Source organism: Paenibacillus andongensis (assembly GCF_025369935.1).
Taxonomy (GTDB): domain Bacteria; phylum Bacillota; class Bacilli; order Paenibacillales; family NBRC-103111; genus Paenibacillus_E; species Paenibacillus_E andongensis.
The window spans coordinates 317,044-341,343 of record NZ_CP104467.1 but is presented as its reverse complement, the minus strand read 5'-3'; the positions used below and the strand labels follow the sequence as shown (position 1 = coordinate 341,343).

Below are 24,300 nucleotides of genomic sequence, written 5' to 3'. Positions count from 1 at the left end.
AATAAACCTTTTTAAGTGTATTCAAAAAAATGCAGACTAGGAAAAACTCCTAATCTGCTTCTTTTAATTTCTATAAGTTTAATTAAATTGTTTCGGTTAATTCAATTCATTGATTTTAGGACAGGCTTATTTTCATATCTACAATCTCTTGAATTTTCTTAGGATGTTTGCAAGCCGTAATCACGAGCTAGCCCAGCAAGTCCATCTTTATATCCACTGCCGATTGCGCTGAATTTCCACTCACCGTTATTACGATACAATTCCCCGACTACAACACCTGTTTCAATAGAGAAATCCTCGCCAAGATCGAACCGAATTAATTCTGCGCCAGTGCTTTCATTAATTATCCGTACAAAGGCGTTGGAAACTTGTCCGAAGTTCTGAGATCTTGCTTGTGCATCATGGATGGTAATGCAGAAGGCGATTTTATCCGTATCAGCCGGAACTGCGCTCAAATCAACATTGATTTGCTCATCGTCTCCATCACCATCACCTGTACGATTATCGCCTGTATGTACGATAGAACTGTTTGCATTCTTTGTATTGTTATAAAAAATAAAATCAGATTCAGATCCTACTTTGCCACTTGCATTTACACAAAATGCGGAAGCGTCCAAGTCGAAGTCTTTCCCGCCGCTATACTTATTCGTATCCCATCCCAAACCAATAACAACTTTCGTTAATCCTGGGTTTGTTTTTGTTAAATCTACTTTTTGACCTTTTGTTAGTGAAATTGACATGGATAATGACCTCGTTCTATTAAGATTTAGTTTAATTTAGGCGGAACTTCAAATGTTGTCTTTTTCACTCAAGGAAGCCTTTTTCTCAACAATTGTGATATCCCAACCTAACTCCATTATGATTACAGACTAAATTCATTAGCATTAAGGTTAAGCGTTGTGCAAATATCTCTAACAACTTTCTTCTCATTGTCGTCAAAATCTCCGTCTGCAGCTCCAATAGCGCAGCATACCGCAATGATGATGCGGCCAACTTCTGGCTTATTGTTAAATTTGGATATTACCTTAAGCGCTTCTTGCTTACCAATAATGCCCGAAAACTCAAAGTTACCGGCAAAATGATTAAAGCGAGCAATTACATCGCTGACTTCAAATACTTTAAGTTCTTCGCTTCTGCTGATATAACCAATCATTTTTTCCTTTTCTGCATTGCCAATGCTGCCATCAGCCGCCGATACAATCGCACAACCTGCAACCACTGCATCCAAAAAATCTTTATTTTTAAATTTTTTCACTTGATCCGACAAGCCTGTTTTGGCATTTGAAAACCATGATTTGAATGTACTCATTTCAGCACCACCTCTATAATTTGATAACACAGTATGACTTTAGGCAGCATTTTTCACCATAATAGTCCATTTGCTGATTTTAATCGATTAAATCTTGGATTTCAATTTTCGGGATTTCAACTTGACTGATTACCTTTAAAGTTAATCCCATGATTTTTCGCAAGAACGTAGTATCCATATGCAGTAATTGCAGCTATTAAATAAGAAACAAAGGTCCAGCCAATATTCCAACCATGACCATATTGAACTTTATGAAGTATGAATCCAATGTACTCAATCCCAGTTAATAAGATACTTAGCGTAATTAGGGTCAATATGTGATTAGTTTTCTTAACTTCAATCCAATATATTGCTAAGCATGCTGCTAATGGATACAGTCCAATATCAAAGGGAAGTGCAGATATCGTTTCATCATCTTCAATCAAAGGTGTGAAGTCCCAAAACTCTATATGAAATCCGATTGCGTTAATAAATGAAGAGACAATAGAGGCGACTGGAAATATGATTATTACAATGTTCGGGGCCTTTTTATATAAAAAAACACCAAATATCCAAGGGATAATAAAACCTAAGCATATGTTTAATAGAATATTTCTCACTCCTCTCGAGCCAAGTAACATCAAATATGACCAGCACTAGGCCCGCTTTTTTGAGCACATTGATAAGTTTTTCCAAAAAAGATAAAATTAATTGACATGATTTAAAGTTACAGAACTATAGGTTCTAGCAAAGGAATTAAACTAAATGCTGAAAGAAGGTTAATATGCTTATTAATTTATTACTAATTGTAATTCTTATCTTACTCACTGCTCTATTTGTCGCTACAGAATTCGCTGTTATTCGGATTCGTCCTAGCCGCGTAGACCAAATGGTTTTAGAAGGTAAGAAGAATGCGTTCGCTGTTCAAACGGTTACCTCTAACTTGGATGGGTACTTATCAGCGTGTCAGTTGGGTATCACGATTACGGCTTTAGGGCTTGGTTGGCTAGGTGAGCCAACTGTCGAACAGCTCCTCGGTCCCTTGTTTGAATCAATTGGAATAGGTGAAACCTTAACTCATATTTTATCTTTTAGTATCGCATTTATATCCATTACATATATCCATGTTGTGCTTGGTGAACTAGCTCCCAAAACGTTAGCCATCCAGAAAGCAGAAGCCATATCTATTTTAACAGCTCCATTAATCATCTATTTTTATAAAATAATGTATCCTTTTATTTGGATCTTAAATGGTTCGGCCACCCAGCTTGTGAAAATTTTTGGAGTCAAACCTGCAAGTGAACACGAGGAAGCTCATTCCGAAGAGGAAATTCGTATTATTTTATCTGACAGTTATTTAAGCGGGAAAATTAATAAATCAGAATACGGTTATGTAAACCGCATATTTTCATTTGACGATTTGTTAGCGCGAGAAATCATGGTCCCACGTACGGATATGATTTGCCTTTACGCGGATAAATCACTTGAAGAGAACATGAGCATTATTACAAAGGAACAATACACTCGTTTTCCTGTAGCTAAAGAAAGCAAAGATCATATCATAGGATTCGTAAACACAAAGCAATTTTTCTTGAGTTACCTCAATAACCCAGATTTCAACTTCAAAGGATTGCTACAACCGATAATGACTATACCGGAAGGTATGCCGGTAAAATCCCTGCTCAAAAAGATGCAGCGTGAAAACGTTCATATGGCCTTGCTTTTAGATGAATACGGTGGGACGTCAGGTTTGATTACGATTGAAGATATTCTTGAGGAAATTGTCGGTGAAATTCGTGATGAATTCGATAAAGATGAACTAAAAGAAATAGAGACCATAGCTGAAGGTCACTACCTAGTTGATGGTATCACCTCTTTAAACGAAATGAATTACGTATTAGGAACTGACATTCAAGACGAGAATGTGGATTCTATTGGTGGATGGTTATACAGTAAGCAGCCAGAATTGAGAATAGATGAAGAATGGCAGTATAACTCTTTGACATTCATTGTGCGTGAAAGAGATAAGAATCGAATACGTAAAATTGAGATTATTAAAAGATAACAACAATAAAAGACCAAAGCCAAGTATATTAGGGCTTTGGTCTTTATTGTAAGATTGACGAGAACCCCACGGTGTTTCATGTTCCATAATCCCCCCTACTTATTAGCCTTTGAGCTGTTTTCTGTGCATGGAGGATCTGTACCATTTCCAGAATCGGAACACGTACTTTGACCACTTTGATTATCTGAATTATTACAAGCGGACATTAGAAACATGAACAACATGAAAATAATAAATTTCAAAAATAGCACCTAACTTCCCTTAACCATGTCGGTTTTTAGTTATATTATGCTTAACGATATTAGTATTTATAAGGCAACAGAGATACCTAAAAGTATGGATACGTAAGATTGAGATTATTTAAAAATGAAAACAGTAAAAGACCAAAGCCATTAAGGCTTTGGTCTTTTACTGTGGACCTTACTTCTTTATACTAAACCCATTTGTAGAATCATAATTTATCGTCAATCCAAGTTCATCAACGGCAAACTTCCAAGTCATCGGAAAATAAGTAATATCCTTATAAACAATTAATGGATAGTCTTCTTTGTAGTTATCAAGCCAAGAGTCGTTTACGAATACATTAAATGTTGGAAGATCAATGATATATTCGGAGAAAGGACTGTTATACAGACCTTTCTTTTGCGTCAAGAGTGAAGCCTTGTTTTCGGTTTTTCTTAATGAAAAACCTGTATCATCACTCCAATTTACTTCCACAGCTAAGGCTTGAGTGTAGCTCCAAGTCATCGGGAAATACGTGATATCTTTATAAGTTAATACCGGATATTCTGCAAAAGCGTTATCAATTTGAGTTCCGTTTATCGAGATCTTGTAAGTGGGAATTGTTGCTTTTAATCTAGTATCAATAACTTCTGCTTTTTTAGGTGCTGGGGCTGTTGGAGCTTTTGTTGAAGGAGCTGTAGAACTACCACCTGAGCTGCTGCTGCCAGATCCTGAACTTCCAGAACTACTAGAACTTCCGCCGTTATGATAATGATAACCAGAGCACAATCCTTTAGCCTTAGATGAGGCTGAACAATTATGACCACCGCTAGAATCGGTTCTCCCTGAGTGAGCAACTGCAGATGTAGTGACAGTTACAAGTAATACTAATGAACTAATTAACACTTTGTATTTCAAATAAAAACCTCCTAAACATAGTAAAATATTCCTAAATGAGTATATCATAAAAATATAATAACAAATGATTTTATTTTAGGTATTGAATCTTCATCAACATAGGGTCACAGTTCTAACCGACATAAGTTGTCCATACATTTGGGTAAAGATAGCCCAGTCGAGCTATTATGATTTTCTTTTTTTTGGTTTAAGATGAATACATACGAGCAATTGAAAATGAAAAAGGGAGCAATCAAATGAAAAAATTGTATTCGATTTTAATTAGTACGATGTTAAGCATGATCTTATTATCTGGTATTGCAAGCGCACATGTTAGCGTATTGCCGAGTGAAGCAAAGCAAGGCTCTTATGAGAAATTCACGGTTCGAGTTCCAAACGAAAAAGACATCCCAACAGTGAAAGTTGAAGTTAAATTTCCTATAGATGATGTTGCCATCTCTCGCTTTGCACAAACACCTGGATGGAAGTACGAAGCTGTGAAAGATGCTTCTGGCAAAATTACAAGCGCGATCTGGACTGCTACAGGTGATGGCGTACTCGCAGGCGAATTCATTGAATTCGAGACGCAAGGAAAAGTTGGTGACAAAGCTACCTCCATTTCATGGAAAGCATATCAAACTTACAAAGATGGATCGGTTGTAGAATGGACAGGCGCTGCTGGTTCCGATAAACCGGCCTCCGTAACGAAGGTTGTGGCAGGTGCTGGTACGGATAGCCACGGACAACCCCTTGCAGGTGCCGCGAGCGAAAAAAGCAGTAACAATAGCTCATTAACTTGGGCATTATATATCGCTGGTTGCGCCCTTGTCGTCGCTTTACTTGCTTTGTTTATTAACTTCCGAAAATCAAGCAAGTAAGTCATAGTTCAGCTATTAGAAAGAGGCTGACAATGGAGGGTATGCCATGAAAAAATATATGTTGGCTTTCTCGTTGCCAATGCTGGTGAGTCTTCTATCTGCAGTTCAAGTCTATGCTCACGGTGTGGACAACGAAGATGCTGAACTTATTGCCCGCGAGGGCAGTTTTTATGAAAAAATGTTTGATTTTTTATGGCTTGGTACCAAGCATATGCTTACGGGATATGACCACTTGCTCTTTATTCTTGGCATTGTGTTTCTACTAGCAAATTTTCGTGACGTTGTGAAATACATTTCTTACTTTACGATTGGGCATAGCATCACTCTCATCATTGCTACCCTTGCTGGGATTACTTTTAACTATTATATTGTTGATGCCATTATTGGTTTAAGTGTTCTGTATAAGGGTTATGACAATCTGTTTGATGCCAAGACAAAGTTTAAAATACCTTTTGATATGAAGTGGATTATATTTGCTTTTGGATTAGTGCATGGCTTTGGTTTATCTACACGATTACAAGCTTTGCATCTTCCTGAGAATAACTTGTTCGCCTATATTATGAGCTTTAACGTAGGCGTTGAGATAGGGCAAATTATCGTCCTAGCCGTCTTTGTCTGGGCTCTCAACTACTATCGTAAGCATCAGAGCTTTAACCATTTTAAGATATATGCCAATCAAGGACTAATTGGTGCCGGGGTGTTCTTATTTCTTGTTGGTATTATAAACGCGATATTAAATTAGTAACTTAGGAGTGTGGAACGTGAACAATAATAAAGTTTTATTAGTCATTATTGTTTTTGCGATATTAGCTGCAGGTGGTGTAGCCATTTCTAAGATACAGAAAAAAGATACACAAACGCCTACCAACCAAAATGAGATGCATAGCCACGATGGCGGCCCTATGCATTTTGACTAGGAAATCAAATATACAAAACAAAAGTAATGTCTAACAGCGCACACCGTTCAATTGGTGTGCGCTGTTTAAGTTTGGATTTAAACGTCTTTAGACTGGGAGCTCTAATTAAGATGAAATGCACCTTTCTAATGTCTCTTTTTCTAGTCCACAATTAAAAAATCATTTTGACGCATCCCCCCTAGGGGGATATAATTAGGGGTATAGTTCTCTTATATTACTCGTAGTTAGAGGGTCGGATTGAGGAGGTGTGGCTAATGTCAAAAGCAATTCCTATCGGAGACACAAATCGGAGAAATAAAATTAATGTCATCCTAGCTTTGGCCGTACCGGCTATGATTGAAAACTTTTTACAAACCGTAGTGGGTTTTGTGGATACGTTATTTGTATCCAAGATCGGCTTAAATGAAGTCGCTGCAGTCGGTGTGACAAATGCCATTATTGCAGTGTATATTGCGGTATTCATGGCAATGGGGGTAGGTACATCCTCCATGATTGCCCGCAGCGTGGGTGCTGGTGAAATAGAAAAAGCTAAAGCGATTGCACGGCAAGCAACGTTGATCTCGGCGATTTTAGGATTGGTCTTCGGTGTCGTAACCCTATTTTTTGCAGAACCTTTATTACGTCTTATGGGTGCCGAGCCACGTGTGTTAGCGGACGGGGTTATCTATTTCCGTATTGTAGCAGTCCCTTCCCTCTTCCTATCCCTCATGACCGTTTTCGGTAGTATCCTGCGCGCCGCGGGTGACACGAAAACTCCAATGAAAATAGGCGTTTGGGTAAACCTGATTCACATAGGTTTGGACTATATATTGATTTTTGGCCTGGGTGGATGGGCTGGATGGGGGATCGCTGGAGCTGCATGGGCGACGGCGATTGTCCGAGTAATTGGATCCGTTGCTCTGTTTCTCTATATCCGTAAATCGAAGCTCTCCTTTTCTCTTCGCAGAGGGTCTTCAAACGAATTTACCTTGCCGCTATTAAAGCTTTCGGGGCCAGCAGCTGCCGAACGATTAATTATGAGATTTGGTCAAGTATTGTATTTTGGCTTGATTGTACGGCTTGGTACAGACGTGTATGCGGCACATGTTCTTGCAGGGAATATTGAAATTTTTTCTTATATGCCAGGATATGGATTAGCTATAGCAGCTACTACGCTAGTCGGCCAGCATTTAGGGGCAAATCGAAAGAAAGATGCTTACCAATACGGTCTGCTAACAACATGGATTGCAGTTGTTTTCATGGCTTTCGTCGGTGTGCTCTTGTTCTTCTTTTCACCGTTGGCAGCTAATTGGTTTACAGATGATAAAGACGTAATAGGAATGGTAACAACCGCGCTTCGCATTGATGCATTTGCTCAACCGTTTTTGGCGGTTGGTCTGGTCATCGCTGGTGCCCTACAAGGGGCAGGAGATACTAAAAGCCCAATGTATAGTACAGCGATTGGCATGTGGCTTATTCGGGTTCTTGGGGTTTATGTGTTGTGTATCTATTTAGGAATGGGAATCGCTGGGGTTTGGTTGTCAATTGCCATTGATCTACTAATTCGAGCTATCTTCTTACTTTTCCGCTTTAAAAGGTATATGGGATCGGATCGTGTGAATCAAACCCATGTTTCATAAAGTTAATCATGTTTTAAAAAGATCCAGCCCTCGCACAATATAGGAGGACACGAATGAATGGGTTTTATGAGCAATTGAATAAAGAACGTGAAAACAACAGATGGGCTGAGTGGGAAAACCATCGATCAGAAATCACCAACATGGTCCATCTTGCGACTAGTCAGTTGCCTCACCAGTCCAGTGCTATAATCTTGGGTGCTGGTAACTGCGATGATTTGGATCTCATTTCGCTGATTGGAAATTATGATAATGTAGCGTTAGCAGATGTTGATTTCTCAGCCATGATGGATGCTGTCGGTCCCTTGGAAACGATCATGAGAAATAAGATCGATTTAATAAGCATAGACTTCACTAAACTTGATGAAATAAATTTTTACCGGAATCTGAAAGACTTGTTCAACAAAAAAGTCTCAGCTGAACATATTGTCGAATTTTTAAAAAGCTGCATCACCCAGTTAGACGAGTTACAGATATTAACTCATCTTAAAGGAAAATTCCAAGTTGTTATTTCTTCGGCTCTGTATACCCAATTGTTTTACATGAATGCCCTACAAATATTTGCGCCTTATGTTGAAGGGTACAAGCAAGAGGAAATCACTACAATCATGGATGGATTATTGGAAATGCGAAATGTAGTCATCCAAAATTATAACGATCTTCTAGTTGATCTTGCCGCCCCCCATGCCGTTATTGTTGTTTGGTCGGATGTACTGAAGATTAGTCCTGACAATAGATTTCTGGAAACTGTAAATTCATTCCCTTCTGAATCTGAAAGAATCCAATTTATCATGAATGAAGTTAAGAGAAACGGAAGAATGGAAGGGATGTTCGGTCTACAAGATATCCAAAATCGACTTGCAAACAAGGGGAGAAACTTTCACTACTGGATATGGCCATATAGTTCAAAGAACCATTGTCTTACGTTTGGGATTTCAGGAAGATTAAGTAGTTTAGAATAAATATGTAGATGATGGTTCTGCATAGGTAAATAAGAGGCCCTAGCATGTAACGCTAGAGCCTCTTTTATGTTTATCGAATGTAGTTGTCTAGGGCTTTTTGTAAATCACTTAACACTTGATTCCGGTGCTCATCCTGGACTGAAGATACTACGCAATGTTCCAGATGATCCTTTAATATTACTTTGGCAACTCCGTCCAGCGCCTTTTTTACTGCAGCGATTTGAAGGAGGATATCCGGGCAATCTCTGCCGTTATCAGACATTTCTTTTATCGAACGAACATGGCCCTCAATTCGAGCTAGTCGATTAGTCACTTGTTTTCTTTGCTTATGAGGGTGTGTGTGACCGTGACTATGTTCGTATTCCTCATCGTGATTATGTTCGTGATCATTCATGAATGCCCCTCCTTCTCCTATCGCTTATTTTATCCGTACTGTATTCAGGTGTCAAAGATAACAACGTTGAAAACAGTTCATCATTTTAATTACGAGGCACTTCGGCGGTCATAAAAACGATATATCAAATATACGGCACCCAGAAATAATAAATAGATTACTGCGATGCTTAGCCATTGGCGAGATCCCGAGAAAATATTGTCACCTACATAAGCAAAAACTAGCATAGGGGGAATCTTTCCGATGACGGTTGCAAGCAAAAATGACTTTATTGGCAAATTAAAAACACCAGCATAACAATTAATAAAGGCTGAGGGCATAATTGGAATGATCCTTGCTATTAAAATAGACCAGAACATGTGCTTTCGAATGACTTTATCCCATTGCTGTATATGATTGGATTTTTGTAAATATCTCATGCCTTGCGTTTTAAACAGATAGTTAAATAAATAGCACATGATCACAGAAGCGAACGACGAAGCAACAAGACTAAGTAGCCCTCCTCCAAGAAAACCGTATTTGGCTCCTAAAATCCCCCCAACTACCCCGAATGGAAGGATTGGAACTATGGCTATCAAAACGGCTCCAAGAAAAATGACAATAATCGGTGTACTATCCGTTGTTTGAATCCATCCTATGAGATCCTCTTTATTAAAATAAGCCCATCCAATAATTGATATATAAAGAGCTAGTATGTATACATGTTTAGATCGCATAAATTAATTAAATTCCTTCCTTTGACCTAATTAGTGACAGATGTAATCTTGAACAATGCTCTTTTGCATTGACCCAAATATATCGTGCTGATAAATCAAATACAATGTAGTTATAGTTTACTGACTATAAATTAATATTGAAGTTACTCCGAATGTCCGTTAAAATGTAACCATTGTTACATTTTAAGTTCTGGGGTGATTAATACGATGTCAGATGAAATATTAGCAAAAACAAAAGTAGAAGAAAAAGTGTATTCACTTTGGCAGCTCGTTCTGTATTTTTTAAAACTCGGCTCAGTTGGCTTCGGAGGACCTGTCGCCTTAGCAGGTTACATGTTTCGTGATTTGGTTGAGAAACGCAAATGGATATCAGAATCTGATTACAAAGATGGCCTAGCTTTAGCCCAACTTGCACCAGGTCCCTTAGCTGCACAACTCGGATTTTATTTAGGCTATGTTCATTACGGAATTATTGGATCAACTTTAGCTGGCTTGGCTTTTGTGTTACCATCTTTTCTGATGGTTGTTGTACTAGGCTGGGCCTATACGTTATACGGCGGTTTAACATGGATGCAAGCAGTTTTCTATGCTGTAGGCTCCAGCGTCATTGGTATCATCGCGTTTAGTGCCTATAAGTTAACCAGGAAAACGAATGGCAAAGATCTATGGCTATGGGGTATATTTGTATTCGTTGCTGCTTATACCGTTTGGACTGAATCAGAGGAAGTTTACATGTTCTTAGGTGCAGGCATCGTGTATTGGATAATTAAGTCACCTCCGAAATGGTTGGACAAAGCACGTTCAGCTTCATCTGGATTTGCGCTTGGCCCGATCCGGCAAGTGGCCGAAGCTGCAGCTGTCTCCAATGAACCAGGAACGCTTTGGACGATAGCTTTATTCTTTGCGAAGGCCGGAGCATTTGTTTTTGGGAGTGGCTTGGCTATTGTTCCCTTTTTATTCACAGGAGTGGTGAAAGAACATCACTGGCTAACAGATCAACAATTCCTCGATGCTGTTGCGGTAGCTATGATTACTCCAGGCCCTGTAGTTATTACAACAGGATTCATTGGTTATTTGATTTCAGGGTTTTCAGGTGCTTCAGTAGCAGCATTGGCCACGTTTTTACCAGCCTTTCTTTTAACTATTATTCCTGCACCATTTTTCAAAAAATATGGTAAGCGCCCGGGCATTGCTACTTTTGTTACAGGTGTAACAGCGGCAGCAACCGGTGCAATTAGCGGAGCTGTAATTGTGCTCGGAAAACGATCGATTATAGATATTCCTACTCTATTATTTGCACTTGTGACACTCTTATTGCTTTGGAAAGTAAAGAAAGTGTCTGAACCCATCATTGTGATTGGGATGGCTATTCTGGGGCTTATCGTATATCCACTCGTTCATACATAACTCGAGGTGACAACATGAAATCCTGGATTCTCCTCATGTACAAGATTCCACCAAAACCAACGGCAAACCGCGTATATATTTGGCGGAAATTAAAGAAAATTGGTGCATTACTTTGGCATGATACAGTTTGGATACTCCCTGCTGGTTATAAGGCTAAGGAACAATTTCAATGGCTCGCAACAGAGATCACAGAAATGAAGGGTGAAGTCGCCGTCTGGGAAGCCGAATCTGTACTCATTGGGCAGGAACACTCTCTCATTGAGCAGTTTCAAAAGCAAGTGTATGAGGAGTATCTTGGCATTCTAGAATCTTTAAATAATGAGGCCGTGGATCTAAATGCAGCATCACGTAAGTACCAACAGGCTCTTCAGAAGGATTATTTTCAATCGGAATTAGGCCTGCAGGTTCGAGAAAGACTTTTGAATTTGAGGGGGAGACCTGAGTAATGAAATGGACCACATGGGAAAACATAGGCGTTGATAGAATGGCATGTGCTTGGTTAATCAAGCGCTATATAGATGCAGATGCAGAATTTTCCTTTATTCCTAACGGATCAACTCTGATTCAAGATGGTGCTGAACCCTTTGACATTCCTGGGGTTAGATACAGCCATCATCGTGGACACTGTAGTTTTCACACCATGGTTAAGGAACACACTCTGAAAGACCCTGTATTGCTCCATATAGCCCGTATTGTTGACGAAGCAGATACACTTCAGGAAATTACATTAGAGCCCGTAGCAGCAGGATTAGACGCTATATGCACGGGGATAAGATTAACAAGTAAGGATGACTTTGAAGCCTTAGAGCGAGGGTATGAAATTTACAATGCGCTTTATATGTATTTGCAAAAGACAACCACTTAATAACATAAAAATAAGAGGAGCCCACTAGAAATAGCGGCCTCCTCTTTACTAGGTGCTGAATATCATGAATGGACTCCACTTAAATTTTGAACATTAAACAATCGGTAGTAAGCCCCGCCTTCCTTCATTAGTTGCTCATGTGTTCCTTTTTCTCTAATCTGACCATTCTCAATGAGAACAATCTGGTCAGCATGCGTAATCGTAGATAGTCGATGAGCAACAATTAAAGTGGTTCTGTATTTCGCTAATTTTGCTAAGGATTCTTGAATCAAATGTTCCGATTCTAAATCAAGGGCTGATGTTGCTTCATCCAGAACTAAAATGCTTGGGTCTTTAAGAAAAACTCTAGCTATCGCAACGCGTTGTTTCTGTCCTCCAGATAACTTTACTCCACGCTCGCCAATCTCTGTGTCATACCCACCAGGCAGATTTAAAATAAAATCATGTGCGTTAGCTGCTTCTGCTGCATGTATAACCTCTTCTTCTGTAGCATCTGGCTTACCAAACAATATATTTTCTCGAACCGTACCGCTAAACAAAATGTTATCCTGTAACACCATTCCAATTTGATCGCGTAGGCTCTTTATTGTAATGTCCATAATGTTTGTATGATCAATCAGAATACTCCCTTCCTGGATATCGTAAAAGCGAGGGAGCAGGCTAATTAGCGATGATTTTCCACCGCCGCTCATTCCTACAAAGGCAATTGTTTCACCAGCTTTAATACTAAGTTGAATGTTTGTTAATACCCAATCAGTGGCTTGATCATATCTAAAGCTTACATTTTGAAAATCTATTTTCCCTTTTATTGGTTGAAGAGGTTTTGCATTAGGCGAGTCAACAATGTCATAAGGCTCATTCATTAATTCCACTACCCGGTCTAAAGATGCACTTGCCTGAGTTAATTCAGTCGAGGAATTAATCAAACGGCGAAGCGGATTATATAAACGGTCCAGAAAAGCATAGAAAGCGATAAATGCTCCTACAGTTAAATGGCCTTGGATAACCTGATAGCCACCATATGCTAATACAAGCAACGGGGCAATATCAGTTAGCGTATTAATAATGGCGTTTGTTACTGCGTTCCACTTCGTTAGAGCAAGTGCACGCTCTAGGAACTTGTTGTTTTTTTGTCCAAATCGATCTTTTTCAACAGCTTCTAAAGTGAAGCTTTTGATAACCGGCATTCCATTTACACGTTCATGTAAATATCCTTGCATTTCCGCAAGGGACTGTGAGCGAGCTTTTGTTAACATTCTAAGCTTTTTATATAACTGTTTCACCGAGAAGGCATAAAACGGGAAAACGGCAATAGCCACAATCGTCAGCCAAAAATCCATGTGAATCATAAATCCAATAGCGATCGTTAACGTAAACAAATCAATCCACACATTCATTAATCCCGTTTCGACGATACTTTTCGTCTGCTCTGCGTCATTAATCATGCGAGATATGATTTCGCCCGTTTTGTGATTTTGATAATAGCGTAAGGATAGTTTCTGAATATGTGAATAAAGATGACTACGTAAATCATAAAGAATGCGGCTGGTTGTTAATTGTGCAAAGTACTGTCGCAGATATTCAATTGGAGCCCTTATAACAATAAACAGGACGAAAGTACCTAAGAGCACCTCAACCAGTTTGCGCGTTTTTTCAGCAGATGAAATTGAACTTAGCAACAAATCATCAATGATATATTTCATAATTAAAGGTAAGGTTAATGGAATTCCGAACTTAACCATACCAATGAGTATAGTTACGATAACAAGCTTCCAATACGGTTTGATAAATTTGAAATAGGTCTTAAAATTGGACATTTTGATACTCCTTATGTAAGACATGCAATATGATGAGATAGAATGTAAACAAAACAATCTCATTTAATAATATCCCCCCATGGGGGTTGTGTAAATAGGGTTGAATGCCAATTAATTTGCCTATCAGGGTAAGCTAAAACGTATAAGTAACAACAATAGGCTACCGAGATTATCGGTAGCCTAAAAAGGTGCATTATAAATCTACTTATAAATTGTCTTCTTCCAGAACTCTACTTGCATTAATTGTTAAAAACAAAATACATACGCAAATAGCATATGTTGCTTTTAAAAAATATAAAAGCACTTAAGCACTAAGAATATGCTTTGTTTCTTTCTACAGTAAACGTCTGGATCGGCCTTTCAAAGTAAACCGTATTTTATAGTGCTTAATATTCCAATTGTAGTTACTCTCCGAGCAGGTATAAGTTTGGATGTTAGTACCCGCACTTTAAGATCTGTCTTTCTGAGAATATAGAAGAAAGATCCAAATAAAATAAATTAGCCGACACCGTTAGCGCACCGGTGACAGCTTGTAGTTTAACTTATATTACTCACAAAAGAGCATCAAAGATAATAATGACCCAGACCTAATCTAGCGTTATCAACCTTACTACTCAAACAAACTCTTGCCAATCGGTACAACATTGTTCATCCTAATTTTTCTCAACTCATGTTGTAAACTGTCGTTTTCTTTCTGTAACCTCGATATTTCTAATACCATTCCCTCTTGAGTGCGATACAAGTTCCGAATTTCATTCTCTAATTCTTCTATTTTTAGCTCATAAATTTCATTCATTACCAAATGATTTTGAGTCTTATTTAAATACTCCTTTAAAAAATCATTCTCCTCATTTTGATTTTTCGCTTTATTTATAGATAGGATATCATCAGAAACTTGGATCTCATTGATTCTCTTTTCAATATACACCCTTAAAGTTTCCGGATTTACATTTATTGTACTTCTTGGAACCCCAGAGCCTTCAGAAACCTTTAATACGCTTAATTTCAACTCTTTTATTCTTGTAGAAATTTCTTTTTGCTCATTTATATTATTTTGAATAAACTCCTCCAATATAGCTAATTGTTTTTTAATTTGAGGCCTTAATCCATCATAATTTCCTGAATTAATGTCATATTTAAAAATGTAACTTGCCACTATAGTATCTATTTCTACTTCATCAACCAATGTATAACCCCATTTCCTATCTCTTCAATATAAAAATGACACTGTTCTAAGTTTGGATACTTCCGGTGGACATATTCTTCCCCGTCTATTTCAATATCCTGTAGATACAAGTCAAGCTCAGGCTTATATTTATTCTCATAGAATGCTTTTAGAGACTGAAGTTCCAATTCATACTGACGCTTAAATTTATCGTTCTCTTGGCATATTCTATAGTTATGCTCTACCAATTTAACCTTTTCCAGCATACGTTTACAGGTAAATTCAAAATGCTGAATATCAGCTATTTGAATTTTTGCATAATACCACTTTTCCATAGTGGTCAGTCGCTCTTGGTGTTCACATAACCTCCCAAGGGCATTTACACAATAACCCATCTCATTCTCTCTAATGGTTGTTTCTGAGAGTAATGAAACAATTTTATCTAAGTCCTCATGTACATTTAGTTTGTTTTTATCTAAAAACCTATTGATAGCATCATACGCCTCTTTTAATTCTGGAACTGATAGTTCTTCCTTTATTTTTTCATTTGATATGTTCTCAATATTTGTTTCAAGCAATGAACCATCCTTCATTGCTCTATTTGTTAACGTATCCCTCATTTGTTTATCATCACGAAAATAATGTTTTGTCATTTCTTCTTCCAAATGATTCATATGTCTTCTAATCCATTGAAGAGAAACACCTGATTTTAAAAATCCATTTGCAACAGCCACGCGAAATTGATGAGGATTTACTTTGTAAAATGTCTTTCCTAAGTCTTTCGTTCCTAAGTCTTTACAAACCCTGATATCCTCGTTGCTTATCTCCCACTTTTCAACCATATCTAATTGTTCATTATTTAAAGTATCGAACCCTAACAATTGCTGATGACGCACAAAAAAATTATTTATTTGATTTCCAAACCCCTTTGGGGTGTAAGAATTTCCATTAGAAGTGCAGAATAAATACTGCATCCCATTCCTTCTAGCAATACCGAGTTCCTCTATTTTTTGATACGCTTTTACTGCGAGATCATTCATATTACTTTCAGTCCATCTTCCATCCTTTTCAGATGATGTTTTATAAGTAAAGAAACTAAGATAATACGCTCTCTGCTGGTTATTGAATATAGCTATTTCCTCTAACTTATTAATTTCGAGCAACATTGCTTCTCCTCGTCGCATTCCAACCTGAGATAATATTATGATTATACAAGCTGTCATTCTTTCAATTAGACTTGGGGGACGAATATTATTTAGTTCATCAAGTAATTTCTTCTCATCAATATCACTTGCATGACTAATATACACCTTAGGAATTCTCCATCCTTCAGTACTAAAACCTTTATATGCTCCAGGAAAGCCGTTGTTTTTCACCTTATTCCGTAAATACTCACTATTCCTTCCTGTAATCTTTGCAAATTCAGTAAGAGAAATATAATCATCATATCGATCATCATTTATATCCGTAAGTGCACATTGAATAATTCTATTTAAAGTATCGCGGGGAATATTGGGAGTCTTATTATTCTCATTTTGCGAACTCTTCTCCGCCGCAGTAGGTCTAATCTCGGATAAATTAAATTCATTAATTTTGAACTCAGGATATGCAGATTCAATTTCATTAAGGAAGAAATTAATATTGCCAATAGTTCTCGATTTAGTCTTCGATGAATGGTGCATGCATTTTTCCTCGATATATTCATTAATGTTTAAAGAAGTAATGAATTGAGGACTAAAAACATGGCACTTTTCGATAAGATACCTAATAAGATTTATAATATCTTGAAAAGTTACTTTGACAGTTGTAAACTCATTCCTGAAGGTAAAGCGCTTTCTAATTACTAGTCTTTTTAGAATAACTCTAAAGGATCGATTTTTAATATCAGTAAAATCATAGATATAACAATATCTTTTGTTATGCTTTTTATCTAAACCGGAAAAGTCCCAGTTGGAATGCGCAAAATTCACTCTATCATTAAGCATCACCGAAGGCTCGTCAAGTTCAAGTTGACCTTTAGTTAATTCTAGAACTTTTGAAGTTAGCGCAGTACTTACTCCACTAACAGACCATCCTCCTATAGAAACTGAGTTTTTATTCAATTATCCACCCCGGATTTGGTATATATTTTAGCGATATACGCAGCATATAACTCTCGCAATTTATCATACCAGTTTCTCTCCTCTATGTTTCTTGCTTCATTCTTTTTCTGTGTATATTGCTCTAATCTATTCTCGAAGATAGTTAATCGACTTAAAGAAGTAACAAATTTATTACAGGTTAAACATTTAAAAGCGGAATCTTCTAGTTCATCTTTCTTTATGCAATCTCCACTGTTACATGCACCTGCACCTTGTTCAACTTGCTGTAGTATATCAATTTCGCTTTCATCTTGAACTATCTCACCATTAATCTTAACATCCCCAATATGTACCATGTACGTTGCTTCAATAAACCTAACTGTATCGTATTTTCTATAATGTTTCACCGCAACTCCAGCTGAATTACCTGTGATGGTACTGACTTCCAAGGTGCTAATTTTATTGTCCTCTACTGCTTGCCAAGCAGAATCAATAAATGTATGCCTTCCATTATAGGGTATATATTTTTGTGAAATCTTACCTTCTTCGAATAATTTCTTTATTAGCTTTCCGAAATAACGAGAATATTGACCACCAACTCTAAGTGCAATATAATTTCTAAATGTTACAAGGAAAATGTACTTACTATCATCAACTATAGCTAAGTTTATATACCTAGAGGTTATTTCCTTGGCTCTGTTAATAAGTGAAATTTCTTCAATCAAAAAAATATCTTTGACCGTTTCATTGGTTGTTTTCGATATATATTTTATTTCACCGTATCTATCATTACTACTTAATATACAATCTCTTTGAAGATTAATTATCTCTCCAAGTCGTAATTTCGTAGTACAACTGAGCCTAAAAATAATATAAAATAATTCGCCATCTTTATGTTCAATTATTTGATTCTTGAATTCTTGATGGATAAATGGGAAGTCTTCTTTGGTTATAGGATTTCCCCCTGTTTCCTTATTACCTAATCCTTCAAAATTTAATAGTGTAATCTCATCAATGCCATATATATGTTTATAATGCTTTAGATAGTTTTTTATCCAACCTAATTTATTATCTACAACTCTATCAGTAAATTCATCTTCCAATTTTGCTCGATAGGTTAAAATAAATTCCAAGGGTAGCTCTTTTCTTTTACTTCCATCCAAATAAATAATTTTCCCGTCTAGTTTTAAGTGGAAAACTTCTAATTCATTTAGAAAATAAGTCATTGTTGAACACACGCTAAAGGCGTTTGAATTAGTTGAATTCATACCCCAAATATAATGTTTTAACAACTCCCTATCTTCTTTATTATTTACAAGCATAAAATTTAAACCGTAGCTTGTTAGTGAGCTCATATCAGCACTATTAGTTTGCTTAGGACATAGCACCCATTTATCCGAATATGGAAGAGTTTCATGTGCTGAGCGAATAATGAATTCATAGCCTTCCTCAATAAATCTAACAAAATGGCTGTTCCCTAATTGTTTGACATGGAATTTAAATGAATTAAATAAATGCTTTCCTTCGTCTTTTAATAGCTTATTATCTAGGAATCGGTAGAATTCATTTAATATAGGGGAAGTCCTCTGACTTAATGAAAGAGCAAATTGAATATCAATATCTTTGAAGTACCAATATTGCTTTTTATACGTTTCAAAATTAAATGAATATATTGATTCGATCGAATTTAAATCTTCCAAACTATCTTCAAAGAAATATAATAGTATTCGATAATTACTTTTATTAGGACTAATTATTGTGTGAATGAACTCTATTAGTAGATCCTTAATAACTGAGTTATTTGTTTTTAGATATAAATTTGACTCTGCAGCCTTGTAGATATGACCCACATACGAACCTATGGGATAATTAGTCATAATTTGATATTTATAAAGTGCTACTACTTCCTCACTCTTGTTATAGACATTTGCAGAAAATGATTTTTGTTCTGTTGTGTTCATAACCGGCTCACAAACCTCAACATTATTTCTTACCATTTCGTTATCAGTTATATCTTTGATATACAAGTAGAACTTAGACAGTAATTCCAATAAATTTCCTTTGGAAATATTTTTAGATTGTTCAATGTCATGAGCTTGCATACAAAAAGTGCCCCAATTGAGATCTTCAAACTTTTTTACGTGTTTTGCTATACTATTTCCGAATTCTAAACATTCGTTAATAAAAAAATAACCTTGCTTAGTACTATTTTTGATTAAATTGTACTTGAAATTTCTTTCTTCTAGTTCTATCCTTAGAAACTTCAATATTTCTTTAGAGACATCCATATTAATATCTAATCTAGATATCCCAAGGAGAATTTTTTTCTTTGTTGCCTCACTTAAGGGCTTATACTCATTGCTCATTAAAGCCTATTCCTCCAACATTCATATGCTCTTTATGTTTAAGTTTCAGCTCAATCTGATCTTCTTCATCAGGATTGTAATAATTCATTACACTAGAGATGCCACTGTGGCGTAATTCTTTAGCAAGCTTTTCATGAGAATAACCTTCTCTAACTTTGTTCATAGCAAATCCATGTCTAAAACGGTGGCTTAGATTTGACTCTTTGCTGACCTTGTCAATGGCTATTTTGACCTCTTCGAATATTTTATGCAAAACAGAATTCCACCCTGGCTGGGTTAAAGGAGTAAAGTGCTGTTTGTTAATAAAAATATACTGATTTTCTATGATTTCAATACTACTTGTAACCTTATCAGCAACACATTTCGTTTCTAGGTTTTTACGTTTGATTTTGGAAGAATTTAAAAGAAACTCATCTCTAGTCTCATCTATATATTCATTGATTAGCCTCATCATTTCAGAGTCAATAATTACTTTTTGAAATCCTAATCCATTACCCTCTTCTTGGTATTCACTTTTTTGATAAAAGGATCTTGTAATTATTTTCATTGTGCTTTTAGCACTTTGCCAAGGCTTATCCGATAATCTGTTCCTAATAAATAATCGATACATTCCCTGCTGATTGGATTCTTCGAAGTCCTCCATGGTTAATCCAAGAACTTCACCAATTCTCAATCCATATTCATACATTAATTTAATGATTGCTTTTTCTCGTAAAGTGTATTTCTTATCGATAAGACAAATAATATCTTTGTATTGTTCAGGTTTGATATATTTAGGTGGTGTAGTTTTTTTCAAAGTTTTTCTATTCGATGTGAATGTTGTTTCTGCCTTTTTATTTACATGTCCAAGCATCCCTCTACCACTGTGATAAGCAATGACCCTGCTATCATGTAAGGCCGTATTAGTAATGTTCCATACCTTTTTGTAGAAATCCCTATATACCGTCAGATAATTGTTAATTGTGTTATTACTGCGCATACTCTTAAACTCGATATCCCATGTATTTCCCAGTTGGCTTCCTCCCTCAAGAAAACCAATTAGCAAATTTGATACTTGTTGATCTAACCCCTTTGAATATGTATATATATTATTTAAACTCATACATGAATAGAAGAGTTTTAACGCAGTGTAAGCATTCTCTCGCTTCTTATACGCACTATTTTTTAAGATACTATTTAAATATTTATTTGCTTCACTAATACGTTTACCATTAAGATCCGTAATAATAAAATATATAAATCCATTCCTTTCTCTCTGAAAACCAATAACCCCTGCTGTCTGAATATACTCCCCTTTATTATCATATCTGCTATATATAGTTCCTAAGAATGTATCCTCTTCTCTAATGACTCCCAATTGATTCAACTCTTTTCCTTTAACTTCGCTAATGAGATCAGTTACATCTTTCCCTACTTCTAGACGCTCCCGCTTGGGCTGCTACCTCCCACAACAGGAAAAGCATATCATAATGTTGTACAACTTGTCTAGTTTTCATATAGTGACATTCATATAAAAAAATATTATAACTCATTCTAGCAATCTATTAGACTTATACAACTCCCTCACTTTTCATAGCCCAAACTCATGAACCATCGTGTCTAAGTTGCGAAAAAAAGAAGAAGGGATCCAATGCGTGAGCAACGCGGAACCTATCAGAAATAAAATAGTTTTCACCCAATTGCTCATGCAGCAGACCCCTTCGGATGCATAGGCGAGCAGGTGACGAAGTCACCGACCAGCCCAGCGGATTTATTTAATTATTTCATACGAAACGAACTTATTTAAAGTTTCTCAAGTTATAAAATGCTTTTTTACCAGCGTATTGAGCTACAGTGAACAACTCGTCTTCGATACGAAGAAGTTGGTTGTATTTCGCTACACGGTCCGTACGGGACGGAGCACCTGTTTTGATTTGACCAGCGTTCGTAGCAACAGCGATGTCAGCGATTGTGCTGTCTTCGCTCTCACCGGAACGGTGGGAGATAACCGCTGTGTAACCAGCGCGTTTTGCCATTTCGATCGCATCAAAAGTCTCAGTAAGTGTACCGATTTGGTTAACTTTAACCAAGATGGAGTTACCGATGTTTTGCTCGATACCTGTGGAAAGGCGCTCCGTGTTCGTAACGAACAGATCGTCACCAACCAGTTGTACTTTGCTGCCCAATTTCTCAGTAAGCAATTTCCAACCTTCCCAATCGTCTTCGGAACAGCCGTCTTCCACTGTGATGATTGGATATTTATCAACCCACGCAGCAAGGAAGTCAACCCACTCAGCGGATGTGAAGGATTTGCCTTCGCCTTCAAGGTGGTATTTACCATCTTTGAAGAACTCCGTGGAAGCAACGTCCATACCCAAGAATACATCAACACCTGGTTTGTAGCCAGCTTTTTCAATTGCTGTAAGGATCGTAGTGATAGCTTCTTCGTTGGAAGTGAAGTTAGGAGCGAATCCACCTTCGTCGCCAACAGCTGTGTTAAGGCCTTTTTCTTTTAATACGGACTTCAAGCTATGGAAAATCTCAGCGCCAATACGAAGAGCTTCTTTGAATGTAGGCGCGCCTACTGGCAGAACCATGAACTCTTGAACGTCAACGTTGTTGTCGGCATGTGCCCCACCGTTGATGATGTTCATCATTGGAACTGGAAGCGTCTTAGCGTTGAATCCGCCAAGGTATACGTAAAGTGGAACATCCAAAGCATCAGCAGCTGCACGAGCTACTGCCATGGAAACAGCTAGGATCGCGTTAGCGCCTAATTTTGCTTTGTTAGGAGTACCGTCAAGCTCGATCATTTTGTTGTCGATGCCAACTTGATCAAGTGCGTCTAGACCGATGATTTCAGGAGCGATGATTTCGTTCACGTTCTCAACGGCTTTCAGAACGCCTTTACCAAGGTAACGACCTTTGTCTCCATCACGAAGCTCAACAGCCTCATATGCGCCTGTGGAAGCGCCTGAAGGAACGATAGCACGGCCGAAAGCGCCGGACTCCAGATATACTTCTACCTCTACTGTTGGGTTACCGCGGGAATCCAATACTTCGCGTGCATAAACATCAGAAATAATCGTCATTGTTAGAAAACACTCCTTTAATAGTATGTTTGAATTAACGCTTTATGATGGTTGTCCCGGTCATCTGTTCCGGTTGTTTAACCTCTAAGAAGTCTAGCATCGTTGGGGCAATATCTGCCAAAATTCCGCCGTCTCTTAGTGTAACAGATTTGTCCGTAACAATAAAAGGCACGGGATTCGTTGTATGTGCAGTATTACGTGATCCGTCTGCATTCGTAACCACATCGGCATTTCCGTGATCTGCTGTGATGCACACGACGCCGCCTTTGGCGAGGATAGCTTCTACAACTTGACCTAGACAAGCATCTGTTGCTTCGATGGCTTTCACCGTAGGCTCCAGCAAACCGGAGTGACCTACCATGTCAGGGTTAGCGAAGTTAAGAATGATCACATCATGACGCTCAGCCTCGACTTCCTTAACCACAGCAGCTGCCAACTCATATGCACTCATCTCTGGTTTCAAATCGTACGTAGCCACTTTCGGTGAAGGAATGAGAAGACGGGTTTCACCTGGCAGTTCCGCATCACGACCGCCGCTGAAGAAGAACGTCACATGCGGATATTTCTCAGTTTCTGCTGCACGAAGCTGCTTCAGACCATTCTGAGCCAGTACCTCGCCAAGAGTGTTGTCCAGATCCTTAGGCTTATAAGCAACGAAGCCTTCTACGGTTTCGCTGAACAATGTCAGGCATACGTAGTACAGGTTCTTAGCTGCTTTAGGACCACGGTCAAAACCACGGAAATCTTCATTCGTGAAAACTTGCGAAAGCTGAATCGCACGGTCAGGGCGGAAGTTGAAGAAGATCACCGCATCACCTGATTCTACAAGGCCTACTGGCTTGCCGTCATCGCCAACGATAACTGTTGGCATAACGAACTCGTCGAAGATCGATTTCTCATAGGATTCAATAATAGCTTTCATTGGATCTGTATACGTAGGACCTTCTCCATAAACCATGGCACGGTAGGATTTCTCCGTCCGCTCCCAACGTTTATCGCGATCCATCGCATAGTAGCGGCCTTGAACAGTCGCAATATGCCCCACGCCAACTTCCATGATTTTGTGCTGCAAGCTCGCCATATAACTCTTTGCAGAATCAGGAGCTACGTCGCGGCCATCGAGGAAGGCATGGATATATACGTCTTTGAACTGTTCTTTTTTAGCCAAGTCCAGCAATGCGAACAAATGCTGAATGTGACTATGTACGCCACCATCGGAAAGCAGCCCGTAGAGGTGCAGCTTCTTTCCGTTTTCTTTTGCATGTCGAACAGCGCCTAGAATCGTTTCATTCTCGTAAAATTCACCATCACGAATCGATTTGGAAATCCGCGTAAGATCCTGATAAACGATACGGCCTGCGCCGATGTTCAGGTGACCTACTTCAGAATTCCCCATCTGGCCTTCTGGCAAACCTACGGCCTCGCCGCAAGCGGTAAGGGTTGTATGTGGATAACTCGACCAGTAACGGTCGTAGTTAGGCTTTTTGGCATGAGCAACCGCATTCCCCTGCTCTTCCGAGCGGAGTCCGAAGCCATCGAGAATGATGAGTGCTACCGGTTTCGGTCTGGACAT

The 24,300-nt window shown here is 38.0% G+C and carries 22 protein-coding genes; 9 read left to right on the top strand and 13 right to left on the bottom strand.

What is annotated here, in order from left to right:
* Positions 1-158: 158 nt before the first annotated feature.
* The 3 genes from NYR53_RS01590 to NYR53_RS01580 all read right to left on the bottom strand — a co-directional run bounded on the left by NYR53_RS01590 (position 159) and on the right by NYR53_RS01580 (position 1,929).
* On the bottom strand, positions 159-740 hold the full coding sequence (locus tag NYR53_RS01590) for a TerD family protein (RefSeq protein WP_261303631.1): 582 nt from the start codon (positions 738-740) through the stop codon (positions 159-161).
* 122 nt (positions 741-862) lie between these two features.
* Entirely contained in the window at positions 863-1,309 is a 447-nt protein-coding gene (locus NYR53_RS01585) for a tellurite resistance TerB family protein (RefSeq protein ID WP_261303630.1), read from the bottom strand.
* 116 nt (positions 1,310-1,425) lie between these two features.
* On the bottom strand, positions 1,426-1,929 hold the full coding sequence (locus NYR53_RS01580) for a CBO0543 family protein (protein ID WP_261303629.1): 504 nt from the start codon (positions 1,927-1,929) through the stop codon (positions 1,426-1,428).
* 143 nt (positions 1,930-2,072) lie between these two features.
* On the opposite strand from NYR53_RS01580, the gene NYR53_RS01575 reads away from it, so the two are divergent.
* Positions 2,073-3,353 (top strand): hemolysin family protein, encoded by a 1,281-nt coding sequence (locus NYR53_RS01575; RefSeq protein WP_261303628.1) that lies wholly within the window; start codon positions 2,073-2,075, stop codon positions 3,351-3,353.
* A 420-nt stretch (positions 3,354-3,773) separates the two neighbouring features.
* On the opposite strand, the gene NYR53_RS01570 is transcribed toward NYR53_RS01575, so the two are convergent.
* Entirely contained in the window at positions 3,774-4,493 is a 720-nt protein-coding gene (locus NYR53_RS01570; protein WP_261303627.1) for a YHYH domain-containing protein, read from the bottom strand.
* 236 nt (positions 4,494-4,729) lie between these two features.
* Between NYR53_RS01570 and NYR53_RS01565 the strand changes: the two genes are divergently transcribed.
* From NYR53_RS01565 to NYR53_RS01545, 5 genes are all read left to right on the top strand, one after another.
* Positions 4,730-5,350, top strand: coding sequence for a YcnI family copper-binding membrane protein (locus NYR53_RS01565; protein ID WP_261303626.1), 621 nt, complete (start codon positions 4,730-4,732; stop codon positions 5,348-5,350).
* 46 nt (positions 5,351-5,396) lie between these two features.
* Positions 5,397-6,092: a HupE/UreJ family protein gene (locus tag NYR53_RS01560; protein WP_261303625.1), complete on the top strand. Its 696-nt coding sequence runs from the start codon at positions 5,397-5,399 to the stop codon at positions 6,090-6,092.
* Positions 6,093-6,111: 19 nt separating this feature from the next.
* On the top strand, positions 6,112-6,267 hold the full coding sequence (locus NYR53_RS01555; protein WP_261303624.1) for a hypothetical protein: 156 nt from the start codon (positions 6,112-6,114) through the stop codon (positions 6,265-6,267).
* Positions 6,268-6,521: 254 nt separating this feature from the next.
* The gene (locus NYR53_RS01550) at positions 6,522-7,886 is read left to right on the top strand and encodes an MATE family efflux transporter (protein ID WP_261303623.1); all 1,365 of its coding nucleotides are present in this window, start codon (positions 6,522-6,524) and stop codon (positions 7,884-7,886) included.
* A 53-nt stretch (positions 7,887-7,939) separates the two neighbouring features.
* Positions 7,940-8,845, top strand: a complete 906-nt coding sequence (locus NYR53_RS01545) for a hypothetical protein (RefSeq protein WP_261303622.1) — start codon at positions 7,940-7,942, stop codon at positions 8,843-8,845.
* Positions 8,846-8,915: 70 nt separating this feature from the next.
* Here NYR53_RS01545 and NYR53_RS01540 read toward each other — a convergent pair whose 3' ends face one another.
* Positions 8,916-9,239 carry a metal-sensing transcriptional repressor gene (locus tag NYR53_RS01540; protein WP_261303621.1) on the bottom strand — a complete coding sequence of 108 codons (324 nt, stop codon included), beginning with the start codon at positions 9,237-9,239 and terminating at the stop codon, positions 8,916-8,918.
* Between the two features lie 89 nt (positions 9,240-9,328).
* Complete coding sequence (locus NYR53_RS01535; protein ID WP_261303620.1) at positions 9,329-9,955, bottom strand: TVP38/TMEM64 family protein; 627 nt, start codon at positions 9,953-9,955, stop codon at positions 9,329-9,331.
* Between the two features lie 207 nt (positions 9,956-10,162).
* Between NYR53_RS01535 and NYR53_RS01530 the strand changes: the two genes are divergently transcribed.
* The 3 genes from NYR53_RS01530 to NYR53_RS01520 are packed head-to-tail and all read left to right on the top strand — an operon-like array spanning position 10,163 to position 12,227.
* Complete coding sequence (locus NYR53_RS01530) at positions 10,163-11,362, top strand: chromate transporter (protein WP_261303619.1); 1,200 nt, start codon at positions 10,163-10,165, stop codon at positions 11,360-11,362.
* Between the two features lie 14 nt (positions 11,363-11,376).
* A complete protein-coding gene (locus NYR53_RS01525; RefSeq protein ID WP_261303618.1) occupies positions 11,377-11,808 on the top strand; it encodes a Chromate resistance protein ChrB in 432 nt (143 codons plus the stop codon).
* A complete protein-coding gene (locus NYR53_RS01520) occupies positions 11,808-12,227 on the top strand; it encodes a chromate resistance protein ChrB domain-containing protein (protein ID WP_261303617.1) in 420 nt (139 codons plus the stop codon). Before NYR53_RS01525 ends, NYR53_RS01520 begins: the two co-directional genes overlap by 1 nt.
* Before the next feature lie 62 nt (positions 12,228-12,289).
* Here the strand turns inward: NYR53_RS01520 and NYR53_RS01515 are convergent, their stop codons facing one another.
* The 7 genes from NYR53_RS01515 to gpmI all read right to left on the bottom strand — a co-directional run bounded on the left by NYR53_RS01515 (position 12,290) and on the right by gpmI (position 24,300).
* The gene (locus NYR53_RS01515; RefSeq protein ID WP_261303616.1) at positions 12,290-14,044 is read right to left on the bottom strand and encodes an ABC transporter ATP-binding protein; all 1,755 of its coding nucleotides are present in this window, start codon (positions 14,042-14,044) and stop codon (positions 12,290-12,292) included.
* Positions 14,045-14,654: 610 nt separating this feature from the next.
* On the bottom strand, positions 14,655-15,230 hold the full coding sequence (locus NYR53_RS01510) for a hypothetical protein (RefSeq protein ID WP_261303615.1): 576 nt from the start codon (positions 15,228-15,230) through the stop codon (positions 14,655-14,657).
* The gene (locus NYR53_RS01505) at positions 15,215-17,311 is read right to left on the bottom strand and encodes a tyrosine-type recombinase/integrase (protein ID WP_261303614.1); all 2,097 of its coding nucleotides are present in this window, start codon (positions 17,309-17,311) and stop codon (positions 15,215-15,217) included. The genes NYR53_RS01510 and NYR53_RS01505 overlap by 16 nt, the downstream gene beginning before the upstream one ends.
* Entirely contained in the window at positions 17,308-19,656 is a 2,349-nt protein-coding gene (locus NYR53_RS01500; protein WP_261303613.1) for a site-specific integrase, read from the bottom strand. The genes NYR53_RS01505 and NYR53_RS01500 overlap by 4 nt, the downstream gene beginning before the upstream one ends.
* Entirely contained in the window at positions 19,646-21,022 is a 1,377-nt protein-coding gene (locus NYR53_RS01495; protein ID WP_261303612.1) for a tyrosine-type recombinase/integrase, read from the bottom strand. Before NYR53_RS01495 ends, NYR53_RS01500 begins: the two co-directional genes overlap by 11 nt.
* 412 nt (positions 21,023-21,434) lie before the next feature.
* Positions 21,435-22,727, bottom strand: a complete 1,293-nt coding sequence (eno, locus tag NYR53_RS01485; protein WP_056833536.1) for a phosphopyruvate hydratase — start codon at positions 22,725-22,727, stop codon at positions 21,435-21,437.
* 34 nt (positions 22,728-22,761) lie between these two features.
* Positions 22,762-24,300: a 2,3-bisphosphoglycerate-independent phosphoglycerate mutase gene (gpmI, locus tag NYR53_RS01480; protein WP_261303611.1), complete on the bottom strand. Its 1,539-nt coding sequence runs from the start codon at positions 24,298-24,300 to the stop codon at positions 22,762-22,764.